Raw genomic sequence first — 26,152 nt, forward strand, 5'->3', positions numbered from 1 at the left:
TGTTCGTCAGCAAAAAAACGGCCGGGTCGTCATCTGACGAGCCGGCCGTTGGGGTCAATCGAAGCGCTTACTGCACTTCGACCGCCAGGCTTTCACTGATCTTTTTCTGCCAGATGGCAGGACCGGTGATGTGTACCGACTCACCTTTGCTGTCGACCGCAACAGTCACCGGCATGTCTTTGACGTCGAACTCGTAGATGGCTTCCATCCCCAGTTCGGCGAATGCCACCACGCGGGATTTCTTGATCGCTTGCGCCACCAGGTAAGCCGCGCCGCCGACAGCCATTAGGTAAACGGCTTTGTGGTCCTTGATCGCTTCGATTGCGGTCGGGCCGCGCTCGGATTTGCCGATCATGCCCAACAGGCCGGTTTGCTCGAGGATTTGACGGGTGAACTTGTCCATCCGCGTCGCGGTGGTCGGACCGGCAGGGCCCACCACTTCTTCGCGCACCGGATCAACCGGGCCGACGTAGTAGATGAAGCGACCTTTCAGGTCCACCGGCAGGGTTTCGCCCTTGTTCAGCATCTCGACCATGCGCTTGTGCGCGGCGTCGCGACCGGTGAGCATCTTGCCGTTGAGCAGGACGGTTTCGCCCGGCTTCCAGCTCTGCACTTCTTCCGGCGTCAGGGTGTCGAGGTTGACGCGGCGGGCCGACGGGCCGGCTTCCCAGACGATTTCCGGGTAGGCGTCCAGCGGTGGCGCTTCCAGCGAGGCCGGGCCGGAACCGTCGAGCACGAAGTGCGCGTGACGGGTGGCGGCGCAGTTGGGGATCATGCACACCGGCAGGGAGGCGGCGTGGGTTGGGTAATCCATGATCTTCACGTCGAGCACGGTGGTCAGACCGCCCAGGCCCTGGGCGCCGATGCCCAGTTGGTTGACCTTCTCGAACAGCTCCAGGCGCATCTCTTCGATACGGTTCTGCGGGCCGCGTGCTTTGAGCTCGTGAATGTCGATGGATTCCATCAACACTTCCTTGGCCATCACGGCGGCTTTCTCGGCGGTGCCGCCGATGCCAATGCCGAGCATGCCCGGTGGGCACCAGCCGGCGCCCATGGTCGGAACGGTTTTCAAAACCCAGTCGACGATCGAGTCGGATGGGTTGAGCATGGCCATTTTCGACTTGTTCTCGGAACCGCCGCCCTTGGCCGCCACGTCCACTTCCACGGTGTTACCCGGAACGATGGAGTAGTGGATAACGGCCGGGGTGTTGTCCTTGGTGTTTTTACGAGCACCCGCCGGGTCGGCGAGGATCGAGGCACGCAGGACGTTTTCCGGCAGGTTGTAAGCCCGGCGCACGCCTTCGTTGATCATGTCGTCCAGGCCCATGGTGGCGCCATCCCAACGTACGTCCATGCCCACGCGCACGAACACGGTGACGATACCGGTGTCCTGGCAGATCGGGCGGTGGCCGGTGGCGCACATGCGCGAGTTGATCAGGATTTGCGCGATGGAATCGCGGGCTGCCGGCGATTCTTCACGCAGGTAGGCCTCGTGCATCGCCTGGATGAAATCCACGGGGTGGTAGTAAGAAATGAATTGCAGGGCGTCGGCAACGCTCTGAATCAGGTCGTCTTGCTTGATCACGGTCATCGAGTCGCGCTCCTCTAAAAGACGGGAACATTCAATAAGGTGCCTGCGGCTTGGGTGCATCGGTCGGTCGCAGACACCTTTCAAGGCACGCCGGGCATGCTGGCGCGACGCTAAAAAGGCGCGGCAGTATACCGCGCATCAAAGGCGGGTACATCTGTTGACAGTCAAACGTTGGTCGCATAGATCGCCGGTGCGGATCGCCACGAATCCTGATATAGCCGCACAACGCGAACCTGTGGCAGCTGCCGAAGGCTGCGTTCGGCTGCGAAGCAGTCGCAATATCAGAGATTTGCGGTATGTCAGGCAGACCGTGTCAGCCGGATTCACGACTGCTTCGCAGCCGAACGCAGCCGAACGCAGCCTCGCAAGCTCGACAGCTGCTACAGCGAACGCAGTCTTCGGCAGCTGCTACCTGGAATGCAGCAAGGCTCGACTCACAGGAAACGGGTCATGGGTTTGACGCCAGAATTTCGCCCTAAAAATTGAATGGTCATTTATCAGACTCGCCACTAAAGTGGCATCCGGTCTGTAGAGTAGGACACTCTGACAGCCTCCTTTCGCACGGTGAATCAACGATTGACCCATAACGCCATCCAGCGGCTTTTGCTCAAACGCTTTGCCCTTGCGGCCGGCACTTATGCCCTGGCCTTGCTGCTGGTGTGGCTGGCGTTTTTCACCGGCCATTACGACGACTCCCTTGCCGGCATGGTGATCGGCAGCGTGTTGACGGTGTTCAGCCAGGCCGTGTTGTTCGCGGTGTTTTACAGCGGCACGAACCTGCGCTGTTCCGACCCCAGCCTGACCGAAGTGCAAATACTGCTGGGGCTGGGTTGGCAATCCTGGCTGATTGCCCATCTGGACGAGGCGCGCGGTGCGTTTCTGGTGTTTTACCTGCTGATCCTGTTGTTCGGGCTGTTTCATCTGTCGCGTATTGCTTTTGTGCGTTGCGCGTTGCTGGTGTTTTTCAGTTTCAGCGCCATCACGTTATGGGAGCTTTACCACTTCAAGCTGCACGACCCGACGCAGGCCCTGTTGCAGGTGTGCGTGCTGTTTGTGGTACTCGGCTGGCTGGTGCTCTATGCCCGTTACGTCCAGGTGTCGCGCCAGCGTATGCGTCAGCGGCGGTTCGCCTTGCAGGCGCATCAAGACACCCTGCGCGGGATGATGCGCCAGCTCGAAGGCCTGGTGGCGACCGACGAACTCACCGGGCTGTTCAACCGCCGGCATTTTCTGCGCCTGGCCTCCCGCGAGCTGAACGCCATGGAAGTCGGTGTGGTGCATGGCCTGGCGCTGATCGACCTCGACCACTTCAAACGCATCAACGATGTTCATGGCCACGCCGCCGGCGATCAGGTGCTGCAAGCGTTCGCCGGAGTGGCCACGGCCTGCCTGCGCGATGGCGATATTCTGGCCCGCTATGGTGGTGAAGAATTCGTGGTGCTGTTGCCCGATTGCGATGCCGAGCGCCTGACGGCCTGTTGCGAGCGCTTGCGCATAGCCTTCATGGATGTCGAATTGGTCGGCCTGGAGATCGCCCACCTCAGCCTGTCGGCGGGCATGACCTTGTTGGAATTGGGTGACGATCTGGATCGTGCCTTGCACTGCGCCGATCAGGCGCTGTACCGCGCCAAGCGTGACGGCCGTAACCGTTGCGCGGCCGCCTGGGAGAATGTCGATGCCTGAGTTACGGGTCGGCGAACGCCAATGGGCAGTGGAGGCGGGCAGTAACCTGCTCGATGCCCTCAATCAAAACGGCGTGCCGGTGCCCTATAGCTGCCGCGCCGGCAGTTGCCACGCGTGCCTGGTCAAATGTGTCGAGGGCCTGCCCAGCGACAGCCGTCCCGATGCCTTGAGCAATGAACAGCGCCAACAGGGTTGGCGGTTGGCCTGTCAGTGCCAGGTGGTTGACGATCTGCAAGTCGAAACTTTTGACCCGCTGCGCGATGGTCTTGCCGCGCAAGTGGTCGCCAGCGATTGGCTGAGCGCCAGCGTGTTGCGCTTGCGCCTGACCAGCGAGCGCCCGTTGCGCTATCAGGCGGGGCAGCATCTGGTGTTGTGGGCGGGGCAGGTGGCGCGGCCATATTCCCTGGCCAGCCTGCCAGAAGAAGACCGCTTTCTGGAATTCCACCTCGATTGCCGTCAACCGGGGGAATTCAGTGACGCGGCGCGTCGCTTGAAAATCGGCGATCCGATCCGCCTCGGCGAGTTGCGCGGCGGGGCGCTGCATTACGATCCGGACTGGCACACCCGACCACTGTGGTTGCTGGCGGCCGGCACCGGTCTGGGGCCGTTGTTCGGCATCTTGCGCGAAGCCTTGCGTCAGCATCACCAGGGCGCCATCCGCGTCATTCACCTGGCCCATGATGCCAGTGAGCATTATCTGGCCAAACCCCTGCAAGCCATGGCCGAGGGCCGTGAAAACCTTAATGTCGAGCTGTGGACGGCGGCCGAGTTGCCCGCGGCTTTGGCGCAACTGCACCTTGTTTCCCGGCAAACCCTGGCCTTAGTCTGCGGAGCACCCGACAGCGTCGACGCCTTTGCCCGGCGCTTGTACCTGGCGGGTTTGCCGCGCAATCAACTGCTGGCGGATGTCTTTGTACCCCATGGTTGAGCGCTGATTTTTGTGGCGAGGGAGCTTGCTGTGGCGAGGGGGCTCGCCCCCGTTGGGCTGCGAAGTGGCCCCTAAAAACAGACGCTACCTCGGGTATCAGACAAACCGAGCGTGCCGGTTTTACGACTGCTTCGCAGCCGAACGGGAGCAAGCTCCCTCGCCACAGTTGATCCTCTCAGATCAGGACACGCCATGCCCGACGCCATCCAGTTTGAACGTGAGCGCGGTTTACTGACCCTGCGCCTCAACCGCCCGGAAAAGAAAAACGCCCTGACCCGCGCCATGTACAGCCAACTGGCGGAGGGTTTGCGGCTTGCCGACAGCGACCCCGAAATCAAAGCCGTGCTGATTGCCGGCAGCGCCGAGTGCTTCACGGCTGGCAACGACATCGCCGACTTCATCCAGCAACCGCCGGGTAACCTCGACAGCCCGGTGTTTCACTTCATGCTCGGCCTTCTTGAGTGCCGCAAGCCAGTGATCGCTGCGGTAGCCGGCGCGGCGGTGGGGATCGGCACGACGATGCTGCTGCATTGCGATCTGGTTTATGTCAGTGCGGATGCGAGGTTGCGCATGCCGTTCGTTAATCTCGGGTTATGCCCGGAGTTCGGTTCCAGTCTGATCCTGCCGCGTTTGCTCGGGCAGGCCAAAGCGGCGCAGTTACTGTTGCTCGGCGAAGGTTTCAGCGGTGAACAGGCTGCCGCGTGGGGGATCGCGACTGAGGCCTTGGGCAGTGGCGAAGCGGCGTTGGCCAAGGCGCGGGAGATGGCGTTGCGGTTCGAGTCGTTGCCAGCGGAGGCGGTGCGCATCAGCAAGCAATTGATGAAAGCGCCGGACCGGGAACAGCTGCGCCAGGTCATAGAAGAAGAGGGCGCGTTGTTCACCCAGCGGTTGCGCTCGCCGGAAGCGATGGCGGCGTTGTCAGCGTTTATCAGCAAACACTAACCGATCGTTCCCACGCAGAGCGTGGGAACGATCACCACAGACGAAAAAAAGCCCCGCCATTCACATGGCGGGGCTTTTGTTTTTCAGCAATCGGTCACTCAGACCTGCGGGTCGCCCACGTGCAGGATCTTCATGCCGTTGGTACCGCCGGTGGTGTGGTAGCTGTCGCCCTTGGTCAGGATGACCCAGTCGCCTTTCTGCACGACGCCGCGCTTGACCAGCTCGTCGATGGCTTTCTGGCTGACTTCGTTCGGTGCCAGCGAGGCCGGGTCGAACGGAACGGTGTACACGCCACGGAACATCGCTGCGCGGGCTTGGGCTTCGCGGTGCGGGGTGAACGCGTAAATCGGCACCGACGAGCGGATACGCGACATGATCAGCGGGGTGTAGCCGCTTTCGGTCAGCGCGATGATCGCTTTCACGCCCGGGAAGTGGTTGGCGGTGTACATGGTTGCCAGCGCGATGCTCTCGTCGCAGCGCTCGAATTCCTTGCCGATGCGGTGGCTGGAGGTCTTGCTGGTCGGGTGCTTTTCAGCGCCGATGCAAATGCGCGCCATGGCTTGCACCGCTTCCAGCGGGTACAGGCCAGCAGCACTTTCCGCCGACAACATCACGGCGTCCGTGTAGTCGAGTACGGCGTTGGCTACGTCGGACACTTCGGCGCGGGTCGGCATCGGGTTCTGGATCATCGACTCCATCATCTGGGTCGCGACGATCACGGCTTTGTTGTGGCGGCGAGCGTGCAGAATGATTTTCTTCTGAATGCCCACAAGCTCAGCGTCGCCGATTTCCACACCCAGGTCACCACGGGCAACCATCACCGCGTCGGAGGCCTTGATCAGGCCGTCGAGGGTTTCGTCGTCGGCCACGGCTTCGGCGCGTTCGATCTTCGCCACCAGCCAGGCAGTGCCGCCGGCTTCGTCGCGCAGTTGACGGGCGTATTCCATGTCGGCGGCGTCACGCGGGAAGGACACCGCGAGGTAGTCGACTTCCATCTCGGCGGCGAGCTTGATGTCGGCCTTGTCTTTCTCGGTCAGGGCCGGCGCCGTCAGGCCACCGCCGCGACGGTTGATGCCTTTATGGTCCGACAGCGGGCCGCCGATGGTCACGGTGCAATTCAGTTCGGTGGCGGTGGCGGTATCGACGCGCATCACCACGCGGCCGTCGTCGAGCAGCAGCTCGTCGCCCACGCCGCAGTCTTTTACCAGGTCCGGGTAGTCGATGCCGACCACTTGCTGGTTGCCTTCGGTCAACGGATGGCTGGTGGAGAAGGTGAATTGATCACCGATCTTCAGCTCGATCCGCTTGTTGGCGAATTTGGCGATACGGATTTTCGGGCCTTGCAGGTCACCCAGCAGGGCAACGAAGCGGCCGTGCTTGGCAGCGAGGTCACGCACCAGCTTCGCGCGAGCCTTGTGCTCGTCGGGGGTGCCGTGGGAGAAGTTCAGGCGGGCGACGTCCAGGCCAGCCAGAATCAGCTGTTCGAGAACTTCCGGCGAGTTACTGGCCGGGCCAAGGGTAGCGACGATTTTGGTACGACGGACGGACATGCAAAGACTCCTGAGTTCAAGCGCTAGCAGAGGCTACTATGGTCTTTGGGTGTAGTCATTGTTCGTTTGCACTACTTATTGCTTTCTTTATTGAACGTGACAACTTTGCAGCACGCCATCCTGAAGATTTCCGACAACGGGTCGATACAGAGCACAAGACAGGAGATCCCCCATGCGATTCGTGCCCACTGCCGCCCTTGCCCTCAGCGTCCTCAGCGTCACGGGCTGCACCCGTTGGTCGATGGACCATCATTTGAACAATGCCTACAGCGCCTACGAACGCGGTAACTGCGAACAGGTAATGCTCGAACTGTCCAAGGTCGATCGTGAAAGTCGTTCCCGTCGCTACGTACAGCCGGAAGTGTCGATGATGCGTGGCCAGTGCCTGGAACGGCAGAAGCTGTTTATTGATGCGGCCCAGACCTACCAGTACATCATCGCGGCCTACCCGCAAAGCGAATATGCCTATCGCGCCCGTGCCCGTCTGGAAACCTTGCAGAGCCTGGGCCATTACCCGACGCGCAGCGCGGCGGCCGTGCGCCCGACGCAGTTCTGATGGCCGCTGTCATGCAACGGCTGGCCGCCCGGCGGTGGTGAGCTATAGTCGAATAGATCGGTTTTAGAACCCTGCTTCTAAACCGAGGTGATACCTGTGATCGGCTGCAGTAAACGTCAGCGTTGTAAGGACTGACGCACCAGGATCGGGGAGAGCGCGCCCAGGCTTATCAAGTAGCCGGCACGTTCCGAAGCATTAGTGCGGCCCTGCTTAAGGGCCTTGCTGGGCCATTTGCGCATGTTTACCGACCGCCGGATCGAGCGGCATCAACTGCCGTATTTTCTGAAAGTGTTCAACAGCGTCACCGACAAACCCATCGGCTTTCTGGGCAACTTGTCCAACGACGGGCTGATGCTCATCAGCCAGTTGCCGATGATGGTGGGCGTCGACTTTGACCTGCGATTGAAAATCCCCGCCAGCGACGGCTGCCAGCAGGTCATTGACCTGAAGGCGTGTTGTCTGTGGTGCCATGAAGACGCCACGCCCCACCATTATGACGCCGGGTTCAGCCTGCAACCGGCACCGCCGGAGTATGGGCAGCTGATGGAGGCGTTGACGCAGTACTTCAGCTTTCAGCCATTGCCTGCTTCAGCCTGACAAATCCGCAACCAGTAGCAGCTGGCACAGCCTGCTACTGGGATTCGTCGCTACGTCGTTTTAATCGCCTTCTCGTTATCCAGCGATCGCTCCACCAGCATCAACCCCAACTCACTCATCCGATAAATCGCCATGGCCAGATGTCGCGGCTTGTCGTCCAGGCTTTCAGCCAGGTCGAGCAGCAGAATGCTGACCGTCGAAAAGGTTTCGTAGGTCTCGATGGTCAAGGCTTCGGGATTGGCATCGGGGACAACGGTGAACATTTTCATGGATCGTTCCTCGGTGGGGCGCTCGTTGGCAAAACACGGCTCAGTGTTTTCCTGTTTTAGATAGTGATCTAGAGCCCTGTTGGCAGCTTCTTGGAGTTTTCTTGAGTCGAGGGTTCCGTAGGGGGAACGCGGGATGGTATTGCGTGGATTGGGTCGAGGCATTAACACGGTTAACTCCTTGTTGGAGCTACCGCCGATTCGGAGGTAGACGAATGGACGGCAGCGAGGGAAGGAGAACCTTATGTCGGGACGGACAGCACCCACAATCAGCCCAGGTCGCTGACACTTGTAGGCAGATGCGCTTCATTCTGTAGCCGTTAGCGCTGCTATTCGAGAAGTCGGGAGGAGGACAACAAGCAGATTACTGACCATGAGCGTCAGTTGTTACCCGATGAGAGGCATCGGGTAACAACCGAGGAGAATTGCGACTCTTGATGGTTAGCTAGTCATTAGGGGCATTCTTTTTTGGAACCTGTGATTCTTTAAAATCGGTGGAGATAGAAATAAGTGCCAAAGAGATGAATTCTTGGTTTCGATCTATCGTTTGCATTGCACATCGGATGTTATCCGCTACTTCGGTACCCCCTCGTTGCGCCACCCAATTCGATAGTTCTTCTATAGCGGCGCCCAAAGCCAGTTGGTTCTCATTGATCTGCGTTAGCACTGAAGCAAATAGGTTTGTCTCGTCCATGATTGATTCCTTGTGATAGAGCTTTCAGGGGATTGGTTTTCGTAAGTACCCGGATTGAAGGCCTGTCGTACGTGCTCGCACGTCATATTCATGTAGACATCGTGATATGACGATTTTATATACGATTCGACGTTACATCGTCCCAGCTTTTTTCCACCCCAAATACGCCGTCACCAACTCGGCCCCCAACTCCCCAGGCCGAGCATCCACCACCGGCACTCCATGAGCACTCAACCGCTCATGGAGTTGCGCCCGGTCATTCAAATAATCCACCGTCCCGCAATAGGCCAGCGCCTCTGGCAAGGTCTGCACCGGGGCGTGCCGTAGATTGTCGAGCAAGTCTTCACGCAGGCTCGCCACCAACACCCGATGCAGTTTGCTCAGGCGTTTGACCGCAGTCAGCAATTCTTCATCGTCTTCATCCCGCAGGTTGGTGACCAGCACCACCAGCGCCCGGCGTTTTTGTCGGGCCAGTAATTGCGTGGCGGCAGCCTGATAGTCGGCGGGGCGTTGGGTGCTGTCGAGGTCGTAGACGGTGTTGAGCAATACGTTGAGCTGGCCCGTGCCTTTGACCGGGGCGAGGTAGTGCGGTCGGTCGCTGGCGAAGGTGCTCAGGCCGACTGCATCGCCTTGGCGTAATGCGATGTAGCTGAGCAACAAGCAGGCGTTGAGTGCGTGATCGAAATGGGCGAGTTCGCCATCCTGGCTGCGCATGCGCCGGCCGCAGTCGAGCATGAAGATGATTTGCTGGTCGCGCTCGTCCTGGTATTCGCGGGCGATGGGGGTGCGTTGGCGGGCGGTGGCTTTCCAGTCGATCTGGCGCAGGCTGTCGCCTTCGCGGAATTCGCGCAGCTGATGGAATTCCAGGCCCAGACCGCGACGTTGTCGTTGGCGCACGCCGAGCTGGCTGAGCCAGTTGTCCACCGCCAGCAGTTCGCCGCCGTAGAGGCGGGCGAAGTCGGGGTAGACGCGGGTGGTGTCGGGTATGTTGAGCAGGCGTTTGTCGGACCACAAACCCATGGGGCTCGGCAGGTTGATTTCGCAGTGTTCGAAGCTGAAATGGCCGCGCATGAGCGGGCGCAGGCGGTAGCTGATCTGGCTCTGTTGGCCGGGTTGCAGTTCGACCGACAGGGGCAGGTTTTCGAAGCTCAGGCCGTCGGGTACATGGTCGAAGATCTGAATGTTCAGTGGCTGGGTAAAATCATGCTCGACCTCCAGTCGCACTTCGCTCCATCGACCGAGTGCCAGGCTGCCGGGCATTTGTCGCTGGAGGCGCGGTGAGGGCAAACGCTTGAGGCGAATGGCGTCGAGTATCGCCAGGGCCAGCAGGGCTAGCAGTAATCCCCAGTTGATCGATAAAAGGCTTGATGGAACGGCGATGTCCAGCGCCCGTAAGGCGCCCAGCACGATGCCGATGGCCAGCAGGATAGTGAGCCAGGTCAAGAGCAGGCGCGAGGGTTTCATGGCGTCGCGACTTCGTGGCAAGGGTTGGTCTGGCACGGTAATTCTGTGGCGAGCGGGCTTGCCCGCGTTCGGCTGCGAAGCAGTCGTAAACCCGACAACCGCGGTGTGTCTGTCGATATGCGATTGCAGGTTTTGGGGTCGCTTCGCAACCCAACGGGGGCAAGCCCCCTCGCCACAGGAGTGGCGTGTAACGAAATAGAGGGGGTCATAACCGTGGCGCCGGCACTTGGTCGAGCAGTTGCTTGAGCACCTGATCGACGTCCAGCCCTTCGATGTCCAGTTCCGGGGCAATCCGCACGCGGTGACGCAGTACCGCCAGGGCGCAACCTTTGATGTCGTCGGGAATCACGAACTCGCCCCCGCGCAACAAGGCGCGGGCGCGGGCGCAACGTGCCAGGGCGATGGAGGCGCGAGGCCCGGCGCCGAGGGTCAAGCCCGGCCAGGTGCGGGTGGTGCGGGCCAGGCGCACGGCGTAATCGAGCACCTGATCGTCCAGCGGCAGATCGCTGGCAATGCGCTGCAAGGCCAGCACGTCCTTGGCTTGCAACACGGTGCGCAGAGGTTGTACATCGAGCATGTCGGCGCGGGTCGAGCGGCTGACCTGACGCACCATGTCCAATTCCTGATCGGCCTCGGGGTAGTCCATGCGCACCTTGAGCATGAAGCGGTCGAGCTCGGCTTCCGGCAGTGGGTAGGTGCCTTCCTGTTCGATGGGGTTCTGTGTGGCCAGCACCATGAACGGTTGGGCGATGGGCAGGGCGCGGCCTTCGAGGGTGACCTGGCGTTCCTGCATGGCTTCGAGCAACGCCGCCTGGGTTTTTGCCGGGGCGCGGTTGATCTCGTCGGCCAGCAGCAGGTTGGTGAACAATGGGCCTTTGCGCAGTTTGAATTGCTCGGTCTGCAGGTCGTACACCGCATGCCCGGTGACGTCGCTGGGCATCAGGTCCGGGGTGAACTGGATGCGGGCGTATTCGCCACCGAAGCAACGGGCGAGGGCGCGCACCAGCAACGTCTTGCCCAACCCCGGCACGCCTTCGAGCAGCACATGGCCGCCGGCGATCAGGGCGGTGAGCACATCGTCGATCACGGTGTTCTGGCCGATCACCGCTTTTTGCAATTCCGTTCTTATCGCCTGGGCCAACTGGCTGGCGCGCTGGCGCTGTTGGGCGGCGTGGGGCTGGGTGCCGGGCTCGATCTGTTCACTCATAAGGCGTTCCTCAAGGTTTGCAGGTGGGCGACCTGACGGCTGAATTCAGCGCTGGACAGCCGCTGCTTCGGTCGCGGGCTCATGGCCTGGCTGATGGCGCGTGTAGGGTGGCCGGTCAGGCGTGCGAGCACCAGCCATTGTTCGGCGACGCCGAGTTGTTCAAAACCGGGATGACGGTGGCGGACACGACGCAGGATGTCTTGCTGCAAGGCGTGCAACAGGCTGTGCTGACCGCTGCGGCGCAGCATGAAATCGGCGCTGGCGCGCAGGTGTTCCTGAAGATGCCGACGCGCCCTTGGGGCCGGCTCCAGCAACGGGCCGCTGCGCACGCCAACGTGCCAGAAACCCAAAGCGATCAAGGCGATCAGGGCCACCAGGGCTTGGGGAAAGTAACGCCACAACAAGGTCAGCAGACTGTCGTGCTCGGTATTGAACAGCAGGGTCACATCGGTGTCGGCCGTCAGGTACCACAGCAGCCAGGCGTTGTCGTACTGGTTGATAGCCGGGGTTTTCCAGAGGTCGGCGTCGGTGACCACGGTGATCGAACCCAGCCCGTGGCTCAGCTGCATCATGTGCGTGGCCTTGCCACTGTTGGCCCAGGCCTGGGCGAGGTTTTTCGGGTCGTCGAGGTGGAACGCGGTATCGAAGCTGAAGTAGGCCGGCGCCTCTTCGTTTTCCAGATAGAGCTTGGTCAGTTTGGGGTAGGGATCATCGCGCAGATCGGGAGGCGAGTCCTTGAGGTCTTTGCTCAGGAACTGGTGCAACTGCACCCGGTCGAGCAGCAGGTCATTGCTTTGGCCGGTCTTTTCATCCCACAGGGCTTCGGCGACGAATACCAGGCGCCCACCGGCCCGGGTCCAGTTCAATACCTGATCCACCTGGCGAGGCGACATGTTGGACCGGTCGCCGAGCAACAACAGGCTGTGCTGACGCGGTTCGAGGGTCGGCAGGATGTCGAGGCTGTTGGCGTGGCTGACGGTCAGGCCCTGTTTGCGCAGAAAATGCTCGGCGGCCAGGTAGGGATTGGCCTGGGCTTCAGGGGACGGGCCGTGTTCGATTTGTACCTGATAGGGCGTGGCCTTGAAATACAGGTAAACACTCAGCGCACCCAAGAGCACGACGATGAACACGCCGACCGCCAGCCATGCCCTGCGGTTCAACGGACCGCTCCCGGGCCGAACAATGCGCGCCAGCCGTCACACAGTTCCTGTTGCAAATGCGCCGGTGGCAGGCGATGCCCGTAGGCCATGTTCTGCCAGTGTGCGGTCAGGTTTTTACTGAAGGCCAGCAACGCCGGTTGCTTCAATTGTTCAACGCGCTGAAGCACTTCGCCTTCGGTGTCGGCGGGTTTGAGCGTCATGTTGAAGTCGTTCAGCAAGTGGCTGAGCAAGGCGCGATAGAGCAAGCCAAGGGCTTCACGCGGGTTGGTTTGCCAGAGGCTTTCGGCGCTGGCCGCGATATCGGCGGGCAGGGTTTCGCGGTTGAGGTCCAGGCCGAACGCCTGCTGCGGCGATGGTCGCGTCACTTTATGGTTCAACGCCGGCCGGCGGCTGACGAACGCCTGCAACCAGTCGCGGTAACGCCAGATCAACAGGCCAATGGCGCCGATCACCGCGCCCCACAGCAACACCTCGATCAGGTTGGCCAATACGCCGAAACGTTGGCTGTCGAGCAAACTGAACAGCGCTTTCAGCCAGGCGGGTGTTTGACCACCGTGCGCAGTGTCGTCGTTGGGCTTGTCTTGGCCAAACCGATAGCGGGTCACCGTTTCCTTGTTCTTGAACGGTGGCTGATCGAGGATGGTCTTGATGCTGTCTCGGGATGCCTGACTGGTCAGCGGTTGCTCCAGCAGACGCGGGCTGTCTGGTGACATGCCCGGTTCGGCGGCCCAGACGCTTTGCCCCGTCGGCACCAGCACAAACGCCGCCAGCAGCAACGTGATGACTGCGCTGCTCAGGCGCTGGCGCAAGCGGCGGAACACCAGTTCGATGTCCCAGGCCTCCAATCGTGTGCGCCGGTTCAGGTAAAGGCTGAAACCACAGGCGACATAAATCGGCTCCCAGACCACCAGCACCAGGGCGTAAAAAGCATTGGTCAGGTGTTCCAGCCAGCGCCAGTCTTGTGTGGCGGCGGCAATCAAGGTCTGCCAGCCCCAGTCGAGTTCGACCTGCAGCGGCAAGAGCATGTAGAACAGCACCATCAGGCCGATCCACAACGCGGTTTCCAGGTGCACGCCGATGATCGTCAGCCATTGCGCGGCACCGGCATTGCGCTGCAAGAGCACGCGTAAACGCTGTTGTCGTGCTTCGCCCTCCAGGCCTTCGAGTTGTACCACCGGCATCAGAAAGCTGCGGCTCAGGCTCAGGCGGCGCCAGGTCAGGCTGGCCAGCAGTTGCGGCGGGAGCAGGCGCGGCCATTGGCGCAGGGCCTGTTTCAGTGTGGGTGTTTCGCCGAACATGGCTTTGGACAGGATGTACAGCGGCAGCCGATCGAACGCCGGTTTGAGCCACCAGAACAGGAACAGGGCGAGGGAGGGCGAATCCCACAGCATCAGGCTGAGCAAGGTAAATATCGGTAGGGTCACGATCGCCCAACTGGTCATCAACAGGCGTCGATGGCGCTGACTCAGCAGCACCCCGAGGTCCATGGCTTCCCAGTTTGTGCGTGGGCGAATCACTGCACTGGCGTCACTCAGGCGCATGGCGGGTCCGTCCGGCAAACAGCAGATAAGTCCCGACCAACACCCAGAGCGCTGCGCCGACCAGGTATTTGGTCAGCGGCGTGACTCCGGTTCGCGACGACCAGTAGGCTTCTACAAACGCTGCAATCAACAAAAACAGCATGACCCCGCAAATCAGCAACACGCTCTTGCTCGCCGCCACTCGCAGGGCTTCGGCACGGGGCAAACGTCCCGGCGCGATCAACGCCCAGCCCAGTTGCAGGCCGGCGGCACCGGCCAGGGCAATGGCGCTCAGTTCGAAGGCGCCGTGCCCGATCACGAATGACCAGAAGGTTTGCCCGTAGCCGATGTGCGTCAGGTGCCCGGCCACCGCACCGATCATCAAGCCGTTGAAGAACAGGAAAAACGCGCTGCCCAGGCCAAACAGCAAACCGCTGGCGAAGGTCTGAAACGCGATGCCGATGTTGTGCATGATGTAGTAACCGAACATCTCCCAGTCTTCACTGGCCGCCCGTTCTGCCAAGCGCCCCAGATGACCGGCGACGGGGTCGTACATGCTTTGCATCTCACTGACCTGCTCGGCCGGGATCAGGTTGTAGACCAGTTCCGGGAACAGATACACCAGCAGCCCGATGCCAATCAGGCTGCCAAAAAATATCAGGCTGGCGGCAAGCACGAAACGCCATTGTTCACGCACCAGTCGCGGGAAGTCGGCAAGGATGAAGCTCAGTACGTTGGCCCTCAGCCAACTGCGATGCCGATAAAGCTGTTGATGCCCGCGCAGCACTTGTTGCTGTAACGAGTCGACCAAAAAGCTGCTGTAACCACGCTCCTGAGCCAGGGCCAGGTGTTGGCAGAGCCGTCGATAATCGCTGGGGAAGCTGGCGACTCGCGAGGTTTCCTTGCCGCGTTCCAGCCGTTCGAGCATGAGTGCAAACTGCTCCCATTCGGTCTTGTGGCGGCTTTCGAATAGGCTTTGCTTCATGTCGGGCCCAACAGTCCGCGGGCGATGCCGTTGAGTTCGGCCACGGCCTGCGGCGCTGAAACGTGCAGCGGTTGCGCGAGTATCGAGGCGAGTTCGCTTGCCCGCGCCTCGGAGAGTTCACCCTGGCGCTCGGCAAACCCGAGGATGGCGCGTTGTTCGGTCAGCGTCAGCGCGAAAGCGGCACGGCGCGGCGGGGCATCGGGTAACTGCGGTCGGGTGAGCGGTTGTTCGCGGTAGATCACCAGCGTGCCGGCAGCCAGGTCGCCGAGGCGCTTGAAAGTGGGATGTTGCAGGCAACTGATCGCCCCGAGGAAGTAGCCGAACGGCAACATGTCGACAAATCGCAACAGGTTACGCAGCAAGGACGCGGACCAGCCGATGGGGGTGCCATCGTCGTGCACCACGCGCAACCCCATCCATTGCTTGCCCGGCGAGCGCCCCTGATTGAGCACCTCGAACAGCACCATGTACCACCAGCTCACCACGAACAGCAGAATCGAGCCAAGCCCGGCGCCGAGTTTGCCGAGGAACGCCAGCACCATGAACAGCAGGCCCAGGATCAACCCGCGCAGGCCCAGGTCGATGGCGAACGCCAGCGCACGGACCATCAACCCGGCCGGGCGCAGTGGCAAGTCGATGCCTTCGGGCGTTTCGACGTGATACCGCGTGTCCAGTGGCGGGGCCAGCGTTGCTTTCCGTGGCAGTGCTGTGGTCTCGAGCATGGGCAACCTTGGTGTGGCTGGTTTGCGAATCGATGTCCGTCCGATGCTAGCAGCCTCTCAGGGGAAAACGACATAACTATGTATTGCACGGTGCGTGGCCAGAGGTGATTGAATAACAAGAATTCTGGTCGGGGCAGCCTGTGTGCGCCTAGACTTCGCCGGTCTTCTGTTCAGGAACAACCCGTGACCTCGATCTTCTGGTACGACTACGAAACCACTGGCATCAACCCCCGTTGCGACCGTCCGTTGCAAGTGGCGGGGATTCGCACCGACTTCGATCTCAATGAAATAGACGAGCCGGTCAATCTCTACTGCCAGCCCAGTGACGACATCCTGCCGCATCCGGCAGCCTGCGCGATCACCGGTATCACGCCTGGCCTTCTGGCCGAGCAAGGTTTGAGCGAAGCCGATTTCATGACACGGGTGCATGCCCAGCTCGCCCTGCCCGGCACTTGTGGGGCGGGGTACAACACGCTGCGTTTCGACGACGAGATGACCCGTTACAGCCTGTATCGAAACTTTTTCGACCCCTACGCACGGGAGTGGCAGGGCGGCAACAGCCGCTGGGATCTGATCGACATCGTGCGCGCGGCTTATGCGTTGCGTCCCGATGGCTTCGTCTGGCCCACGGATGACGCAGGGCGGGTGACGCTCAAGCTCGAACGCCTGACCGCCGCCAACGGCATCGATCACGGGAATGCCCACGAGGCACTGTCGGATGTTCGCGCGACCATCGCCCTGGCGCGTCTGATTCGTGAAAAACAGCCGAAGTTGTATGAATGGCTGTTTCAGTTGCGCAGCAAACAAAAGGTGATGGACCAGATTCGGCTGTTGCAGCCGATGGTGCACATTTCCGGGCGCTTTTCGGCGGCCCGCCATTATGTCGGCGTGGTACTGCCACTGGCCTGGCATCCACGCAATCGCAACGCGTTGATTGTTTGTGACCTGCACCTGGACCCTCAGGGGCTGCTCGATCTGGATACCGAAACCTTGCGTCAGCGGCTTTATACCCGGCGTGACGATCTGGTTGAAGGCGAACTGCCGGTGCCGCTCAAGCTCATACACATCAACAAGTGCCCGGTGGTGGCGCCGTTATCGGTACTTCGTCCCGAAGATCAGCAACGTTTGGGGCTGGACATGGCGCTCTATCAGGAACGGGCGCTGCGGCTAAGTGCCGCACAACAACTTTGGCAAGATAAAGTCTCGGGAATTTATGCCCGCGAGGATTTCGCCGCAAGCCTGGACCCCGAGCAACAGTTATACGACGGTTTTATTGGCGATCGGGATCGGCGTCTATGTGAGCAAGTCAGAGCCGCCGACCCTGCGCAATTAGCACAAGAGCAGTGGCCTTTCGATGATGAACGTTTGCCCGAATTATTGTTTCGTTATCGCGCACGCAACTTTCCGGATACGTTGAGCCCGGAAGAGCAAGAACGTTGGCGAATATTTTGTCAGCAGCGTTTGTCCGTGCCGGAGTGGGGCGCTCCCAATACGCTGGAAAGTTTTCTGACAGCTGCCGCCCAATTGACGATTAGTCCTACATCGTTTCAGCAAGAGGTTCTGGATGAATGGCAGATTCATGTCCAGGCATTACGCAAACGTTTGAATATTTGAAAACGAAAATGACTTGCGATTGAATTACGGGCATAAAAAAACGCCAGCATTTGCTGGCGTTCTTTTGGTCGCGGATCAGTCTGCGACGCGCTTGCGGCTTAGCCCAGCAGGGTAGCCCAGCCTTCAACCACGTCACCGCCCCACTTGGCTTTCCACTCTTTCAGAGTTTTGTGGTTGCCACCTTTGGTTTCGATGACTTCGCCGTTGTGCGGGTTTTTGTATTGTTTAACTTTGCGAGCACGCTTGGTGCCAGTAGTTTTTACTGCGCCGCCACGTGGAGCCTTGGTTTTGGACTCTGGATCCAATAGGGCAATGATGTCACGCAGGGATTTGGAGTATTCGCCCATCAGGGTGCGCAATTTGCCTTCGAATTCCAGCTCGGTTTGCAGTTTGTCGTCTTGGGACAGGTTCTTCAAACGGGCTTGCAGCTCTTTGATAGCTTCTTCGGTGGCGCGATATTCGTTGATCAAGGACATGAGGACTACCTTATGTTGGCGCTGGATGACAGGGTGACAGTGCGACAATAATAGTCAGGGTGTTTCATCAAGTAAACATTTAACCGAAGTTTTACTTAAATTAGTTGCGGTGAATAGGACGCACATTGGAGAGGCAGTTAAATAGCGTCACAAATATTCACAGTTAACCCCTTGAAGACTGGCCACTAGAGCACCATGCACTGGCGTATGGCACCGCCAGAACCTGTGCCGATGACCGCAATCCGCAGCCGCGCGTCATCAATACTGCAGTTTTGCTGCGCAATCGCTAGAATGGCGGCCTTTGCGAAGTTCTGGAGTTTCCCCCTTATGCGCACTTTTCGGCTGGTGATTGCTTGCCCGGACCGCGTCGGCATCGTTGCTAAAGTCAGTAACTTTCTGGCGTCACATAACGGCTGGATCACTGAAGCGAGCCATCACTCGGACAATCTCAGTGGCTGGTTCTTCATGCGTCACGAAATTCGTGCCGATTCGCTGCCTTTCGGTATCGAAGCCTTTCGCGAAGCGTTTGCACCGATTGCCCAAGAGTTCTCGATGGACTGGCGCATCACCGACACCGAGCAGAAGAAGCGCGTGGTGTTGATGGCCAGCCGTGAGTCCCATTGCCTGGCTGACTTGTTGCACCGCTGGCACAGCGACGAACTGGACTGCGAAATCGCCTGCGTGATTTCCAACCATGGCGATTTGCGCAGCATGGTCGAGTGGCACGGTATTCCTTACTACCATGTACCGGTCAACCCGCAGGACAAGGAGCCGGCCTTCGCCGAAGTCTCGCGCCTGGTAAAACAGCACGACGCCGAAGTGGTGGTACTTGCCCGTTACATGCAGATTCTGCCGCCCGAGTTGTGCAGCGAATATGCCCACAAAGTCATCAACATTCACCACAGCTTCCTGCCGTCGTTCGTTGGCGCCAAGCCGTATCATCAGGCTTCGATGCGCGGTGTGAAGTTGATCGGTGCCACTTGTCACTATGTCACCGAAGAGCTGGACGCCGGTCCGATCATCGAGCAGGACGTGGTGCGTGTCAGCCACAGCGACAGTATTGAAGACATGGTGCGCTTCGGTCGTGACGTCGAGAAAATGGTGCTGGCCCGTGGTCTGCGTTATCACCTGGAAGACCGGGTGTTGGTGCACGGCAACAAAACCGTCGTGTTCTGACAACCATACGGTTGAAATCCGAAGGGCCTGGGCGTTCAATCGCTTCAGGCCCTTCGCCGTTTCTGCACCGAGGACATGACCATGGCCGATCCGCTGGAAAAAGCCGTTTCCAAGGCGCCCGCCACATTGGGCGAGGGCTGTTTGAGCCGCTACGATCCGGACGACCTGAGCCCCGAAGACGGCACGGAGTTTCCCGGCGCCGCCGAGTTGTGGGAACAGTTGCAGGACGATTCTGAAGATACAGCCGGGGACGCCTGAACTGTGGCGAGGGGGCTTGCCCCCGTTGGGCTGCGAAGCGGCCCCCGGCATTTTTTCAGGTATATCTTGCGACGGCTGCGCCGCCGAACGGGGGCAAGCCCCCTCACCACAGGGATCTTTCAAGCTTGCTTGAACTTCATCAACTTCTTCAGCAATGGCCGCCCGAGCATCAGCAGAAACACCGGGCCACCGACCACCAGATAGAAGTAATAAGTCACTGTCCGCCAGATCAGAATCGCCGCCGCCGCGGTGGATTTCCCCACCATCGGCGCCAGCAGCGCCGCCGACGTCAGTTCCGCCGCCCCGGCACCGCCCGGCAACAGACTGAACTGCCCCGCACTCAATGACAGCATCTGGATCAGAAAGCACCAGGCCCATTGCAAGTCCACGCCCAGCCCGCGTAACGCCAGATACAGCACGCTATACCGCAAGACCCAATGCAGACAGGTCAGGGCAAATACCGTGATCAATGTTTGAAAGGGTAACTTCAGTGTGTCGGTGAACGCCGCCAGGAAGTGCAGGAGCTTTCGCGCCCAACGAAGCCGGGTCGCTTCCTTGACATTGAAACGGGCGAGCAACCGACCACTCAGGCGAATCAGCGAACGGTGGCAGCGAGCCATCAACACACAACTGAACAGCCCGCCGAACAACGAGATGGCGCTGACCGTCAGCATCCATTCCAGGCGCTGACTGAGGTGCTGGAACAGTGCATAAATCAGAATCGCGCTCAGCGCGCAGAGAAAAAACAGCAAGTCGCTCAACTGGTCCATGGCGAACACGGCGCTGCCCCTGGCCGGCCGCACGCCGTGGCGCGCCAACAGGGCCATGATGGTCAGCGGTCCACCACTGCCGCCGGGGGTGGCGCAGTAGGCGAACTCGGCGGACATCACCACCCCGAGGCTTTTGAGTCGGCTCACCTTGTCACGCTGATCACCCATCAACAGGCGCAAGCGCAAGGTGTTGATCACCCAGCACAGCAGGATCATGCCGAACATGATCAGCAGCCATTCCAACGGAAAACTTTGCAGCCGCGACCATGTCTCGCCGCCGCCCAGCAACGACGGGATGAGCACCGCAGCGAGCAGCGCGATGACCAGCAGAATCCCCCGGCTCATGCTGCGCGACCGACGGGGGCGCGTTGCAGTTTCAACCAACCGGCCTTGGTCATCGGCACACGGCCCTCGTCGAGCAAGCGCTTGAGCGTTTGCAGCCAATACTGACGCGAGAACTCATGGCGCATGTCCACCGGGTGCAGGCCGAGACGAATCACCTGCGCCTGGCGCCAGCGCTGTTCGCGTTGATCGCTGACGATTTTCGACAGGCCACGGCGCCAGGCGCTGCGTGCGCTCCAGACCAGGCCTGGGGCATCGATCGCAGTGAAATCCGGCAGACGATACAGGTGCTGCGAATCGCTGGTGTAGCGCAGCGGTAACTGGCGCAATGCCTGGCGGGTGCCTTCGCTCATCAGCCAGGCGGGGGCGATAAAGCCTTCGAGCGGCCAGTTGTAGCGATTGAATACCTCGATTCCGGCGCGCAGGCGGGCGAGGGCGGCGTCTAGAGGCAGGTCATAGAACTCGCCTTCATGGGTATAGATCCGGCGCATGAACCAGTCTCGGGGAGTGGTGGGAATCGGCCCTTCATCGCAATGGTAGTAACCGTGCAGTACCAGTTCGTCGCCGCGAGCGACGCGACGGCTTAGCAAACGTCGAAACTCCGGATATGCGTCAAGGTCGTTATGTTTATGGAAATTCGGCACCACCAGCCAGGTCATTGGCACTGTACCCAATGCGTCGACGGCTTCGACGAAGGCCTGGTAATCGGGCCAGGTCTGCGGTGCAACGTCGTGTAGCACCAACAACAGGCTGGGTGTGTTCATGGGCTCAGCCATTGGCGATCAGCGGCCATTGCGTACCGAGTACGGCGTGATAGTGCCCCAGCAGGCTGTGGACCACGGTGTCCCAGGCGTAATGTTGCTCGACATGTCGGCGGGCCTGTTTGCCCAACGCGGCGCTGCCTTGGCTGAACAGTTCGCGAACGGTGTTGGCCATCGCCACTGGATTGTTCGGCGCGCAGAGCAGGCCGCATTGATCGGTAACAATCTCTTGAAAAGCCCCGGCCGCCACGGCCACCACGGGAATGCCACTGGCCATGGCTTCGAGAACCACCAGGCCAAAGGTTTCCTGGTCGCCGGCATGCACCAGCGCGTCGGCGCTGGCCATCAGGCGCGCGACTTGCGCTGCCGGGCAGAATTCATCGAGGACGGTGACATTGCGCGGCACCAGGGTCGGCATCGACGAGCCCACCAGCAGCAGGTGGTAGCGACGACCCAGGCGTTTCATGCAGTTGAGCAGCACCGGCAGGTTTTTTTCCTTGGAGCCACGGCCGGCGAAGATCAGCAGGTGAGTGTTTTCATCGATGCCCAATTCGGCCCGCAGGCCTGGATCCCGAACGCTGGGGTTGAACGTTTGCAGGTCGACGCCCAGGGGCTGTACGAAAACGTTCTTCACCCCCAACCCGATCAGTTTGTCGGCCATGACCTGGCTTGGCGCCAGAACCCGGTCGAAGTTGCCGTAGAGCTTGCTGACATAAGCCTCGACATTGGGTGTAACCCAGTTGCCCATGCGATTGCTGACCAGCATCGGCAGGTCGGAGTGATAAAAACCGATCACCGGCACATCGAGTTGCCGCTTGGCGTCCAAAGCGGCCCAGGCAGTCAGGTAAGGGTCGCCGACTTCGATCAAGTCAGGCTGTAAATCCTGCAGAACATTGCGCCACGGCCCGAGACGGAGGGGGAAGCGATAACCCTTGCCGAAGGGCAGGGCGGGGGCCGGAACCGTATAGACACCATCCTGTTCACTCAAATGCGCCCCTGGGATCAGCAGGCTATGGCAAATGCCGGGTTTGATGCCCAAACGACGGTGTTTGGCATCCAGATAAGTGCGCACGCCACCGCTGGCAGGGGCGTAGAACATGGTTATGTCAGCGATATGCACGATGAACATCCCTCCGGGTTCGATGTGCTCCCTTTGGTTGACCTATATGAAGGATAGATGTTCGGTTGGGGTTTTGCGGTGGGGGGGCGCAGCGGGATTTGCGGTGTCTGGATGGACGCCTTCGCGGGCAAGTCGGATCGCCGCCCGCGAAGAGACCAGTTCAGACACTAGATACGGAAACTGCCCACCAACTGCTTCAATCGAGAAGCCTGTTGCTCAAGGTCCGAGCACGCCCGCAGGGTCGATTGCAGGTTTTCCACGCCTTCCTGGTTCAGCGTGTTGATCTCGGTGATGTCCACGTTGATCGACTCCACCACCGCCGTCTGTTCCTCGGTCGCCGTGGCCACCGACTGGTTCATGCCGTCGATTTCGCCGATGCGCAACGTCACGCTGTTCAGGCGCTCGCCAGCCAGGTTGGCGATTTCCACGCTGTCCTGGCTGTGGCGCTGGCTGTCGCTCATGGTGCTGACGGATTCGCGGGCGCCGACTTGCAGCTCCTCGATCATGGTCTGCACCTGTTGCGCCGATTCCTGTGTGCGGTGCGCCAGGTTGCGCACCTCGTCGGCCACCACGGCAAAACCGCGCCCGGCTTCACCGGCCCGCGCCGCTTCGATGGCGGCGTTGAGCGCCAGCAGGTTGGTTTGCTGGGAAATGCTGGTGATCACTTCGAGAATCTGCCCGATGTTCACGGTTTTGCTGTTCAGCGATTCGATGTTGGTGCTCGAAGCGCTGAGCATGCTCGACAGCTGATTCATCGCGGCAATGCTGCGATCCACCACTTGCTGGCCGTCTTCGGCCAGGCTGCGGGCATCGCTGGCCTGATTCGATGCTTGGGCTGCGTTACGGGCGATTTCCTGAGCAGCGGCGCCGAGCTGGTTGATGGCCGCGGCGACGCTGCTGGTGCGCGAAGCTTGCTGGTCGGAATTGAACATCGACGAGTTCGAGGCCGCCACCACCCGCAAGGCCACTTCGTTGACCTGGCCGGTGGCTGAGGACACTTCGCGGATCGATGTATGAATTCGCTCCACGAAACGGTTGAATGCCGTGCCAAGGATGCCGAATTCGTCCTGATTCTGGATGGTCAGGCGTTTGGTCAGGTCGCCTTCACCGTCGGCGATGTCTTCCATGGCGCGGGTCATCACGTGCAGCGGCTGGATCAGCAGGCGGATCAGCATGCCCAACAAGCCAATGATGATGGCCACGGCAATCAGGGTCGCGATGATCGCCGAGGTGCGGAATTCGCTGAGCATGGAGAAGGCTTTGTCCTTGTCCACCGACAGGCCGATGTACCAGTTGACCGAGGACAGTCCCTTGATCGGGGTGAAGGTTACGATGCGGGTTTTGCCGTCGACTTCGATCTCGCTCGGCTTATTACCGATGACGGGCGTGTCTTGTGGGTAGACGTCCTTGAGGTTTTTCATCGCCAGCGCTTTGTCCGGGTGAACCAGGATCTTGCCGTCGGCGCTGACCAGGAACGCATAGCCCATGCCGTCGAAGTCCAGCGCGTTGAGGCTGTCGGTGATCGCTTGCAGGCTCAGGTCGCCACCGACCACGCCGATGTTCTGACCGTCCTTGAGGACGCTGTCGACGATGGAAATCACCAACTGGCCAGACGCCAGATCGATGTAAGGTTCGGTCAAGGCAGAACCGCTGGTGCTCTGCGCGCTCTTATACCAGGGGCGGGCGCGAGGGTCATAGCCGTCGGGCATCTTGCTGTCCGGGCGGATAATGAAGGTGCCATCCTTGTTGCCCAGGTAGGCACCCATGAAGGTCGATGTGACAGCCTTCTGTTCCAGCAGTTTGGCGACGTTGTCGGTCTCGGCGTTCAGGGCAACGGTCTGTGAGAGGTTTTCGATCAACAGGCTACGACCCGCCAGCCAGGTCTGAATATTCTTGGCGGTGACGTTACCCATTTCTTGCAGGTAGTTGTCCAGGTCGCGGCGTATCGCATTGCGCTGCAAATAGTCGTTGTACAGTGTGAACGAAGCGAATGCGGCGATAACGATCAGGGCGGCGGCAAGCAGTATTTTATGGCTGAAGCGCAGGTTTTTGTTCATGGCTTGGGGGTCCGCTAGGTCTTAATGTCCAGGGCGTGCTTTTATAAAGGCGCGCAGAATGGGCAGTGATGAAAGTAAGCTGATATTTCCGTCTCTCCTTAGGGAATTACCGACGCTGTTTCCAGTCTGGTCTCTCGGTTGTTATCGGCCATGAAGGATCAAAGATTAACCATGGGTGACAAAATGCCTGACTCATCGCAACTCGTTATCGGCGCTGACCTCGCTGGCCAGCCAATCGCCCAGGCCATGCGCCTGGCGAACCGTCACGGTTTGGTAGCGGGCGCTACCGGGACCGGTAAAACCGTTACGTTGCAGCGCCTGGCCGAAGCGTTCAGCGATGCAGGCGTGGCGGTGTTCGCGGCGGATATCAAAGGCGACTTGTGCGGCCTGGGCGCCGCCGGTAACCCTCAAGGCAAGGTCGCGGAGCGGATCGCCGGCATGCCCTGGCTGAACCATAAGCCTCAGGCGTATCCGGTAACCCTGTGGGATATTCACGGTCAGTCCGGTCATCCATTGCGCACCACCTTGAGCGAAATGGGGCCGTTGCTGCTCGGCAGCCTGCTGGAGCTGACCGACAGTCAGCAGTCGGCACTTTATGCCGCGTTCAAGGTGGCCGACCGCGAAGGGCTGTTACTGCTGGATTTGAAAGATTTGAAGGCGCTGCTCAATCACCTGCGTGATAACCCCGTATTACTAGGCGATGACGCGGCGCTGATGACCACCGGTTCCAGCCAGGCACTGTTGCGCCGTTTGGCGACGCTGGAACAGCAGGGCGCCGAAGCGTTGTTCGGTGAACCGGCACTGCAACTGGAAGATATTTTGCAGCCGGCGATGGACGGTCGCGGGCGCATCCACTTGCTCGACGCCAGCCGTCTGGTGCACGAAGCACCGAAGGTCTACGCGACGTTCCTGCTGTGGTTGCTGGCTGAATTGTTCGAGCAACTGCCGGAACGCGGCGATGCCGATAAACCGCTGCTGGCGCTGTTTTTCGACGAGGCGCACTTGTTGTTCGCCGGTACGCCCAAGGCGTTGCAGGATCGTCTGGAACAAGTGGTGCGGCTGATCCGTTCGAAAGGCGTGGGCGTGTATTTCGTTACCCAATCGCCGGGGGACTTGCCGGATGATGTGCTGGCTCAGTTGGGCCTGCGTGTTCAGCATGGCTTGCGCGCGTTCACCGCCAAAGAGCAGAAATCCCTGCGGGCAGTGGCCGAGGGCTTTCGGCCGAACCCGGCATTTGATGCCTTGTCGGTGTTGACTGAGCTGGGCATCGGCGAGGCGTTGGTCGGCACCTTGCAGGACAAGGGCACGCCGGAGATGGTCCAGCGTGTACTGGTCGCACCGCCGCAATCGCGGATCGGGCCGCTGACCGAGACTGAGCGCACGGTGCTGATTGCCGGTTCGCCGTTTAAAGGGCGATATGACAAACCGGTCGATCGCGAATCGGCCTATGAAGTGCTGATGGGGCGCAAGGGGTTGGCGCCGGAGCCTGAAACCGCGCCGGGCAAACCTGCCCCCGAAGAGCCGAGCTTCACCGAACAGGCCGGGGAATTCCTCGGTACGGCGGCAGGACAGGCGCTTAAATCGGCGATGCGACAGGCGGCCAATCAATTGGGCCGACAACTGGTACGCGGGTTGATGGGGTCATTGCTCGGCGGTAGCAAACGCCGCTGAATGAATTGGAATGCAATCACCAAGGAGCGAGGCTTGCCCGCG

Annotated in this window: 24 protein-coding genes and 1 pseudogene; 9 read left to right on the plus strand and 16 right to left on the minus strand. The window is 60.3% G+C overall.

Annotated features, from left to right (window positions below; genetic code table 11):
• Window positions 1–67: 67 nt before the first annotated feature.
• On the minus strand, window positions 68–1,591 hold the full coding sequence (locus tag AC1RL4_RS09385; protein ID WP_019581511.1) for a fumarate hydratase: 1,524 nt from the start codon (window positions 1,589–1,591) through the stop codon (window positions 68–70).
• A 576-nt stretch (window positions 1,592–2,167) separates the two neighbouring features.
• Here AC1RL4_RS09385 and AC1RL4_RS09390 point away from each other — a divergent pair.
• The 3 genes from AC1RL4_RS09390 (at window position 2,168) to AC1RL4_RS09400 (ending at window position 5,144) form a co-directional block, all read left to right on the plus strand.
• Window positions 2,168–3,274 carry a GGDEF domain-containing protein gene (locus AC1RL4_RS09390; RefSeq protein WP_026331874.1) on the plus strand — a complete coding sequence of 369 codons (1,107 nt, stop codon included), beginning with the start codon at window positions 2,168–2,170 and terminating at the stop codon, window positions 3,272–3,274.
• Window positions 3,267–4,202: an iron-sulfur-binding ferredoxin reductase gene (locus tag AC1RL4_RS09395; protein ID WP_204124661.1), complete on the plus strand. Its 936-nt coding sequence runs from the start codon at window positions 3,267–3,269 to the stop codon at window positions 4,200–4,202. The genes AC1RL4_RS09390 and AC1RL4_RS09395 overlap by 8 nt, the downstream gene beginning before the upstream one ends.
• Window positions 4,203–4,394: 192 nt before the next feature.
• Entirely contained in the window at window positions 4,395–5,144 is a 750-nt protein-coding gene (locus AC1RL4_RS09400; RefSeq protein WP_019581508.1) for an enoyl-CoA hydratase-related protein, read from the plus strand.
• Window positions 5,145–5,242: 98 nt separating this feature from the next.
• On the opposite strand, the gene pyk is transcribed toward AC1RL4_RS09400, so the two are convergent.
• Window positions 5,243–6,694: a pyruvate kinase gene (gene pyk, locus AC1RL4_RS09405; RefSeq protein WP_018926537.1), complete on the minus strand. Its 1,452-nt coding sequence runs from the start codon at window positions 6,692–6,694 to the stop codon at window positions 5,243–5,245.
• Between the two features lie 172 nt (window positions 6,695–6,866).
• Between pyk and AC1RL4_RS09410 the strand changes: the two genes are divergently transcribed.
• Both AC1RL4_RS09410 and AC1RL4_RS09415 read left to right on the plus strand, forming a co-directional pair.
• Window positions 6,867–7,250: a tetratricopeptide repeat protein gene (locus AC1RL4_RS09410; protein WP_019581507.1), complete on the plus strand. Its 384-nt coding sequence runs from the start codon at window positions 6,867–6,869 to the stop codon at window positions 7,248–7,250.
• A 237-nt stretch (window positions 7,251–7,487) separates the two neighbouring features.
• On the plus strand, window positions 7,488–7,847 hold the full coding sequence (locus tag AC1RL4_RS09415; protein WP_028939423.1) for a PilZ domain-containing protein: 360 nt from the start codon (window positions 7,488–7,490) through the stop codon (window positions 7,845–7,847).
• A gap of 50 nt (window positions 7,848–7,897) precedes the next feature.
• On the opposite strand, the gene AC1RL4_RS09420 is transcribed toward AC1RL4_RS09415, so the two are convergent.
• The 8 genes from AC1RL4_RS09420 to AC1RL4_RS09455 all read right to left on the minus strand — a co-directional run bounded on the left by AC1RL4_RS09420 (window position 7,898) and on the right by AC1RL4_RS09455 (window position 15,865).
• Window positions 7,898–8,278: a DUF6124 family protein gene (locus tag AC1RL4_RS09420; protein ID WP_081625771.1), complete on the minus strand. Its 381-nt coding sequence runs from the start codon at window positions 8,276–8,278 to the stop codon at window positions 7,898–7,900.
• A 280-nt stretch (window positions 8,279–8,558) separates the two neighbouring features.
• A complete protein-coding gene (locus AC1RL4_RS09425; RefSeq protein ID WP_019581504.1) occupies window positions 8,559–8,807 on the minus strand; it encodes a hypothetical protein in 249 nt (82 codons plus the stop codon).
• 132 nt (window positions 8,808–8,939) lie between these two features.
• The gene (locus AC1RL4_RS09430) at window positions 8,940–10,271 is read right to left on the minus strand and encodes a DUF58 domain-containing protein (protein WP_493119543.1); all 1,332 of its coding nucleotides are present in this window, start codon (window positions 10,269–10,271) and stop codon (window positions 8,940–8,942) included.
• 205 nt (window positions 10,272–10,476) lie between these two features.
• On the minus strand, window positions 10,477–11,478 hold the full coding sequence (locus tag AC1RL4_RS09435; protein WP_493119545.1) for an AAA family ATPase: 1,002 nt from the start codon (window positions 11,476–11,478) through the stop codon (window positions 10,477–10,479).
• Window positions 11,475–12,638, minus strand: coding sequence for a DUF4350 domain-containing protein (locus AC1RL4_RS09440; RefSeq protein WP_064616340.1), 1,164 nt, complete (start codon window positions 12,636–12,638; stop codon window positions 11,475–11,477). Before AC1RL4_RS09440 ends, AC1RL4_RS09435 begins: the two co-directional genes overlap by 4 nt.
• Window positions 12,635–14,179: a DUF4129 domain-containing protein gene (locus tag AC1RL4_RS09445; RefSeq protein WP_493119547.1), complete on the minus strand. Its 1,545-nt coding sequence runs from the start codon at window positions 14,177–14,179 to the stop codon at window positions 12,635–12,637. The genes AC1RL4_RS09440 and AC1RL4_RS09445 overlap by 4 nt, the downstream gene beginning before the upstream one ends.
• A complete protein-coding gene (locus AC1RL4_RS09450) occupies window positions 14,166–15,143 on the minus strand; it encodes a stage II sporulation protein M (protein ID WP_096481692.1) in 978 nt (325 codons plus the stop codon). The genes AC1RL4_RS09445 and AC1RL4_RS09450 overlap by 14 nt, the downstream gene beginning before the upstream one ends.
• A complete protein-coding gene (locus tag AC1RL4_RS09455) occupies window positions 15,140–15,865 on the minus strand; it encodes an RDD family protein (protein ID WP_028939421.1) in 726 nt (241 codons plus the stop codon). The genes AC1RL4_RS09450 and AC1RL4_RS09455 overlap by 4 nt, the downstream gene beginning before the upstream one ends.
• Window positions 15,866–16,048: 183 nt before the next feature.
• On the opposite strand from AC1RL4_RS09455, the gene sbcB reads away from it, so the two are divergent.
• Window positions 16,049–17,479, plus strand: a complete 1,431-nt coding sequence (gene sbcB / locus AC1RL4_RS09460) for an exodeoxyribonuclease I (RefSeq protein ID WP_493119549.1) — start codon at window positions 16,049–16,051, stop codon at window positions 17,477–17,479.
• A 98-nt stretch (window positions 17,480–17,577) separates the two neighbouring features.
• Here the strand turns inward: sbcB and mvaT are convergent, their stop codons facing one another.
• Window positions 17,578–17,955, minus strand: a complete 378-nt coding sequence (mvaT, locus tag AC1RL4_RS09465) for a histone-like nucleoid-structuring protein MvaT (RefSeq protein WP_007933316.1) — start codon at window positions 17,953–17,955, stop codon at window positions 17,578–17,580.
• A 327-nt stretch (window positions 17,956–18,282) separates the two neighbouring features.
• Here mvaT and purU point away from each other — a divergent pair, with 327 nt between their 5' ends.
• Together purU and AC1RL4_RS09475 are read left to right on the plus strand one after the other, a co-directional pair.
• Window positions 18,283–19,131, plus strand: coding sequence for a formyltetrahydrofolate deformylase (purU, locus tag AC1RL4_RS09470; protein WP_493119551.1), 849 nt, complete (start codon window positions 18,283–18,285; stop codon window positions 19,129–19,131).
• An 81-nt stretch (window positions 19,132–19,212) separates the two neighbouring features.
• On the plus strand, window positions 19,213–19,389 hold the full coding sequence (locus tag AC1RL4_RS09475; RefSeq protein ID WP_019581497.1) for a hypothetical protein: 177 nt from the start codon (window positions 19,213–19,215) through the stop codon (window positions 19,387–19,389).
• Between the two features lie 119 nt (window positions 19,390–19,508).
• Here AC1RL4_RS09475 and gpgF read toward each other — a convergent pair whose 3' ends face one another.
• From gpgF to AC1RL4_RS09500, 5 genes and pseudogenes are all read right to left on the minus strand, one after another.
• The gene (gpgF, locus tag AC1RL4_RS09480; protein WP_493119553.1) at window positions 19,509–20,504 is read right to left on the minus strand and encodes a glucosaminyl phosphatidylglycerol flippase; all 996 of its coding nucleotides are present in this window, start codon (window positions 20,502–20,504) and stop codon (window positions 19,509–19,511) included.
• Window positions 20,501–21,277, minus strand: coding sequence for an N-acetylglucosaminyl phosphatidylglycerol deacetylase (gene gpgD, locus AC1RL4_RS09485; RefSeq protein WP_493119555.1), 777 nt, complete (start codon window positions 21,275–21,277; stop codon window positions 20,501–20,503). The genes gpgF and gpgD overlap by 4 nt, the downstream gene beginning before the upstream one ends.
• Window positions 21,270–22,391 (minus strand): N-acetylglucosaminyl phosphatidylglycerol synthase, encoded by a 1,122-nt coding sequence (gene gpgS, locus AC1RL4_RS09490; RefSeq protein ID WP_204124655.1) that lies wholly within the window; start codon window positions 22,389–22,391, stop codon window positions 21,270–21,272. The genes gpgD and gpgS overlap by 8 nt, the downstream gene beginning before the upstream one ends.
• Before the next feature lie 158 nt (window positions 22,392–22,549).
• The gene (locus tag AC1RL4_RS09495) at window positions 22,550–23,314 is read right to left on the minus strand and encodes a methyl-accepting chemotaxis protein (protein ID WP_425439644.1); all 765 of its coding nucleotides are present in this window, start codon (window positions 23,312–23,314) and stop codon (window positions 22,550–22,552) included.
• Between the two features lie 93 nt (window positions 23,315–23,407).
• Window positions 23,408–24,439 (minus strand): annotated as a pseudogene (locus AC1RL4_RS09500) (HAMP domain-containing protein); the annotation flags it as partial.
• A 183-nt stretch (window positions 24,440–24,622) separates the two neighbouring features.
• On the opposite strand from AC1RL4_RS09500, the gene AC1RL4_RS09505 reads away from it, so the two are divergent.
• Window positions 24,623–26,110, plus strand: a complete 1,488-nt coding sequence (locus tag AC1RL4_RS09505; RefSeq protein ID WP_026286451.1) for a helicase HerA-like domain-containing protein — start codon at window positions 24,623–24,625, stop codon at window positions 26,108–26,110.
• Window positions 26,111–26,152 lie beyond the last annotated feature (42 nt).

The sequence above is a fragment of the Pseudomonas sp. GW822-FHT07A10 genome, assembly GCF_058798795.1.

Coding starts and splice junctions, on each gene's coding strand:
- AC1RL4_RS09385 (WP_019581511.1), bottom strand. CDS start 1,591: ATGACCGTGATCAAGCAAGACGACCTGATTCAGAGCGTTGCCGACGCC.
- AC1RL4_RS09395 (WP_204124661.1), top strand. CDS start 3,267: ATGCCTGAGTTACGGGTCGGCGAACGCCAATGGGCAGTGGAGGCGGGC.
- AC1RL4_RS09400 (WP_019581508.1), top strand. CDS start 4,395: ATGCCCGACGCCATCCAGTTTGAACGTGAGCGCGGTTTACTGACCCTG.
- pyk (WP_018926537.1), bottom strand. CDS start 6,694: ATGTCCGTCCGTCGTACCAAAATCGTCGCTACCCTTGGCCCGGCCAGT.
- AC1RL4_RS09410 (WP_019581507.1), top strand. CDS start 6,867: ATGCGATTCGTGCCCACTGCCGCCCTTGCCCTCAGCGTCCTCAGCGTC.
- AC1RL4_RS09415 (WP_028939423.1), top strand. CDS start 7,488: ATGTTTACCGACCGCCGGATCGAGCGGCATCAACTGCCGTATTTTCTG.
- AC1RL4_RS09420 (WP_081625771.1), bottom strand. CDS start 8,278: ATGCCTCGACCCAATCCACGCAATACCATCCCGCGTTCCCCCTACGGA.
- AC1RL4_RS09425 (WP_019581504.1), bottom strand. CDS start 8,807: ATGGACGAGACAAACCTATTTGCTTCAGTGCTAACGCAGATCAATGAG.
- AC1RL4_RS09430 (WP_493119543.1), bottom strand. CDS start 10,271: ATGAAACCCTCGCGCCTGCTCTTGACCTGGCTCACTATCCTGCTGGCC.
- AC1RL4_RS09435 (WP_493119545.1), bottom strand. CDS start 11,478: ATGAGTGAACAGATCGAGCCCGGCACCCAGCCCCACGCCGCCCAACAG.
- AC1RL4_RS09445 (WP_493119547.1), bottom strand. CDS start 14,179: ATGCGCCTGAGTGACGCCAGTGCAGTGATTCGCCCACGCACAAACTGG.
- AC1RL4_RS09450 (WP_096481692.1), bottom strand. CDS start 15,143: ATGAAGCAAAGCCTATTCGAAAGCCGCCACAAGACCGAATGGGAGCAG.
- AC1RL4_RS09455 (WP_028939421.1), bottom strand. CDS start 15,865: ATGCTCGAGACCACAGCACTGCCACGGAAAGCAACGCTGGCCCCGCCA.
- mvaT (WP_007933316.1), bottom strand. CDS start 17,955: ATGTCCTTGATCAACGAATATCGCGCCACCGAAGAAGCTATCAAAGAG.
- purU (WP_493119551.1), top strand. CDS start 18,283: ATGCGCACTTTTCGGCTGGTGATTGCTTGCCCGGACCGCGTCGGCATC.
- AC1RL4_RS09475 (WP_019581497.1), top strand. CDS start 19,213: ATGGCCGATCCGCTGGAAAAAGCCGTTTCCAAGGCGCCCGCCACATTG.
- gpgF (WP_493119553.1), bottom strand. CDS start 20,504: ATGAGCCGGGGGATTCTGCTGGTCATCGCGCTGCTCGCTGCGGTGCTC.
- gpgD (WP_493119555.1), bottom strand. CDS start 21,277: ATGGCTGAGCCCATGAACACACCCAGCCTGTTGTTGGTGCTACACGAC.
- gpgS (WP_204124655.1), bottom strand. CDS start 22,391: ATGTTCATCGTGCATATCGCTGACATAACCATGTTCTACGCCCCTGCC.
- AC1RL4_RS09495 (WP_425439644.1), bottom strand. CDS start 23,314: ATGTTCAATTCCGACCAGCAAGCTTCGCGCACCAGCAGCGTCGCCGCG.
- AC1RL4_RS09505 (WP_026286451.1), top strand. CDS start 24,623: ATGCCTGACTCATCGCAACTCGTTATCGGCGCTGACCTCGCTGGCCAG.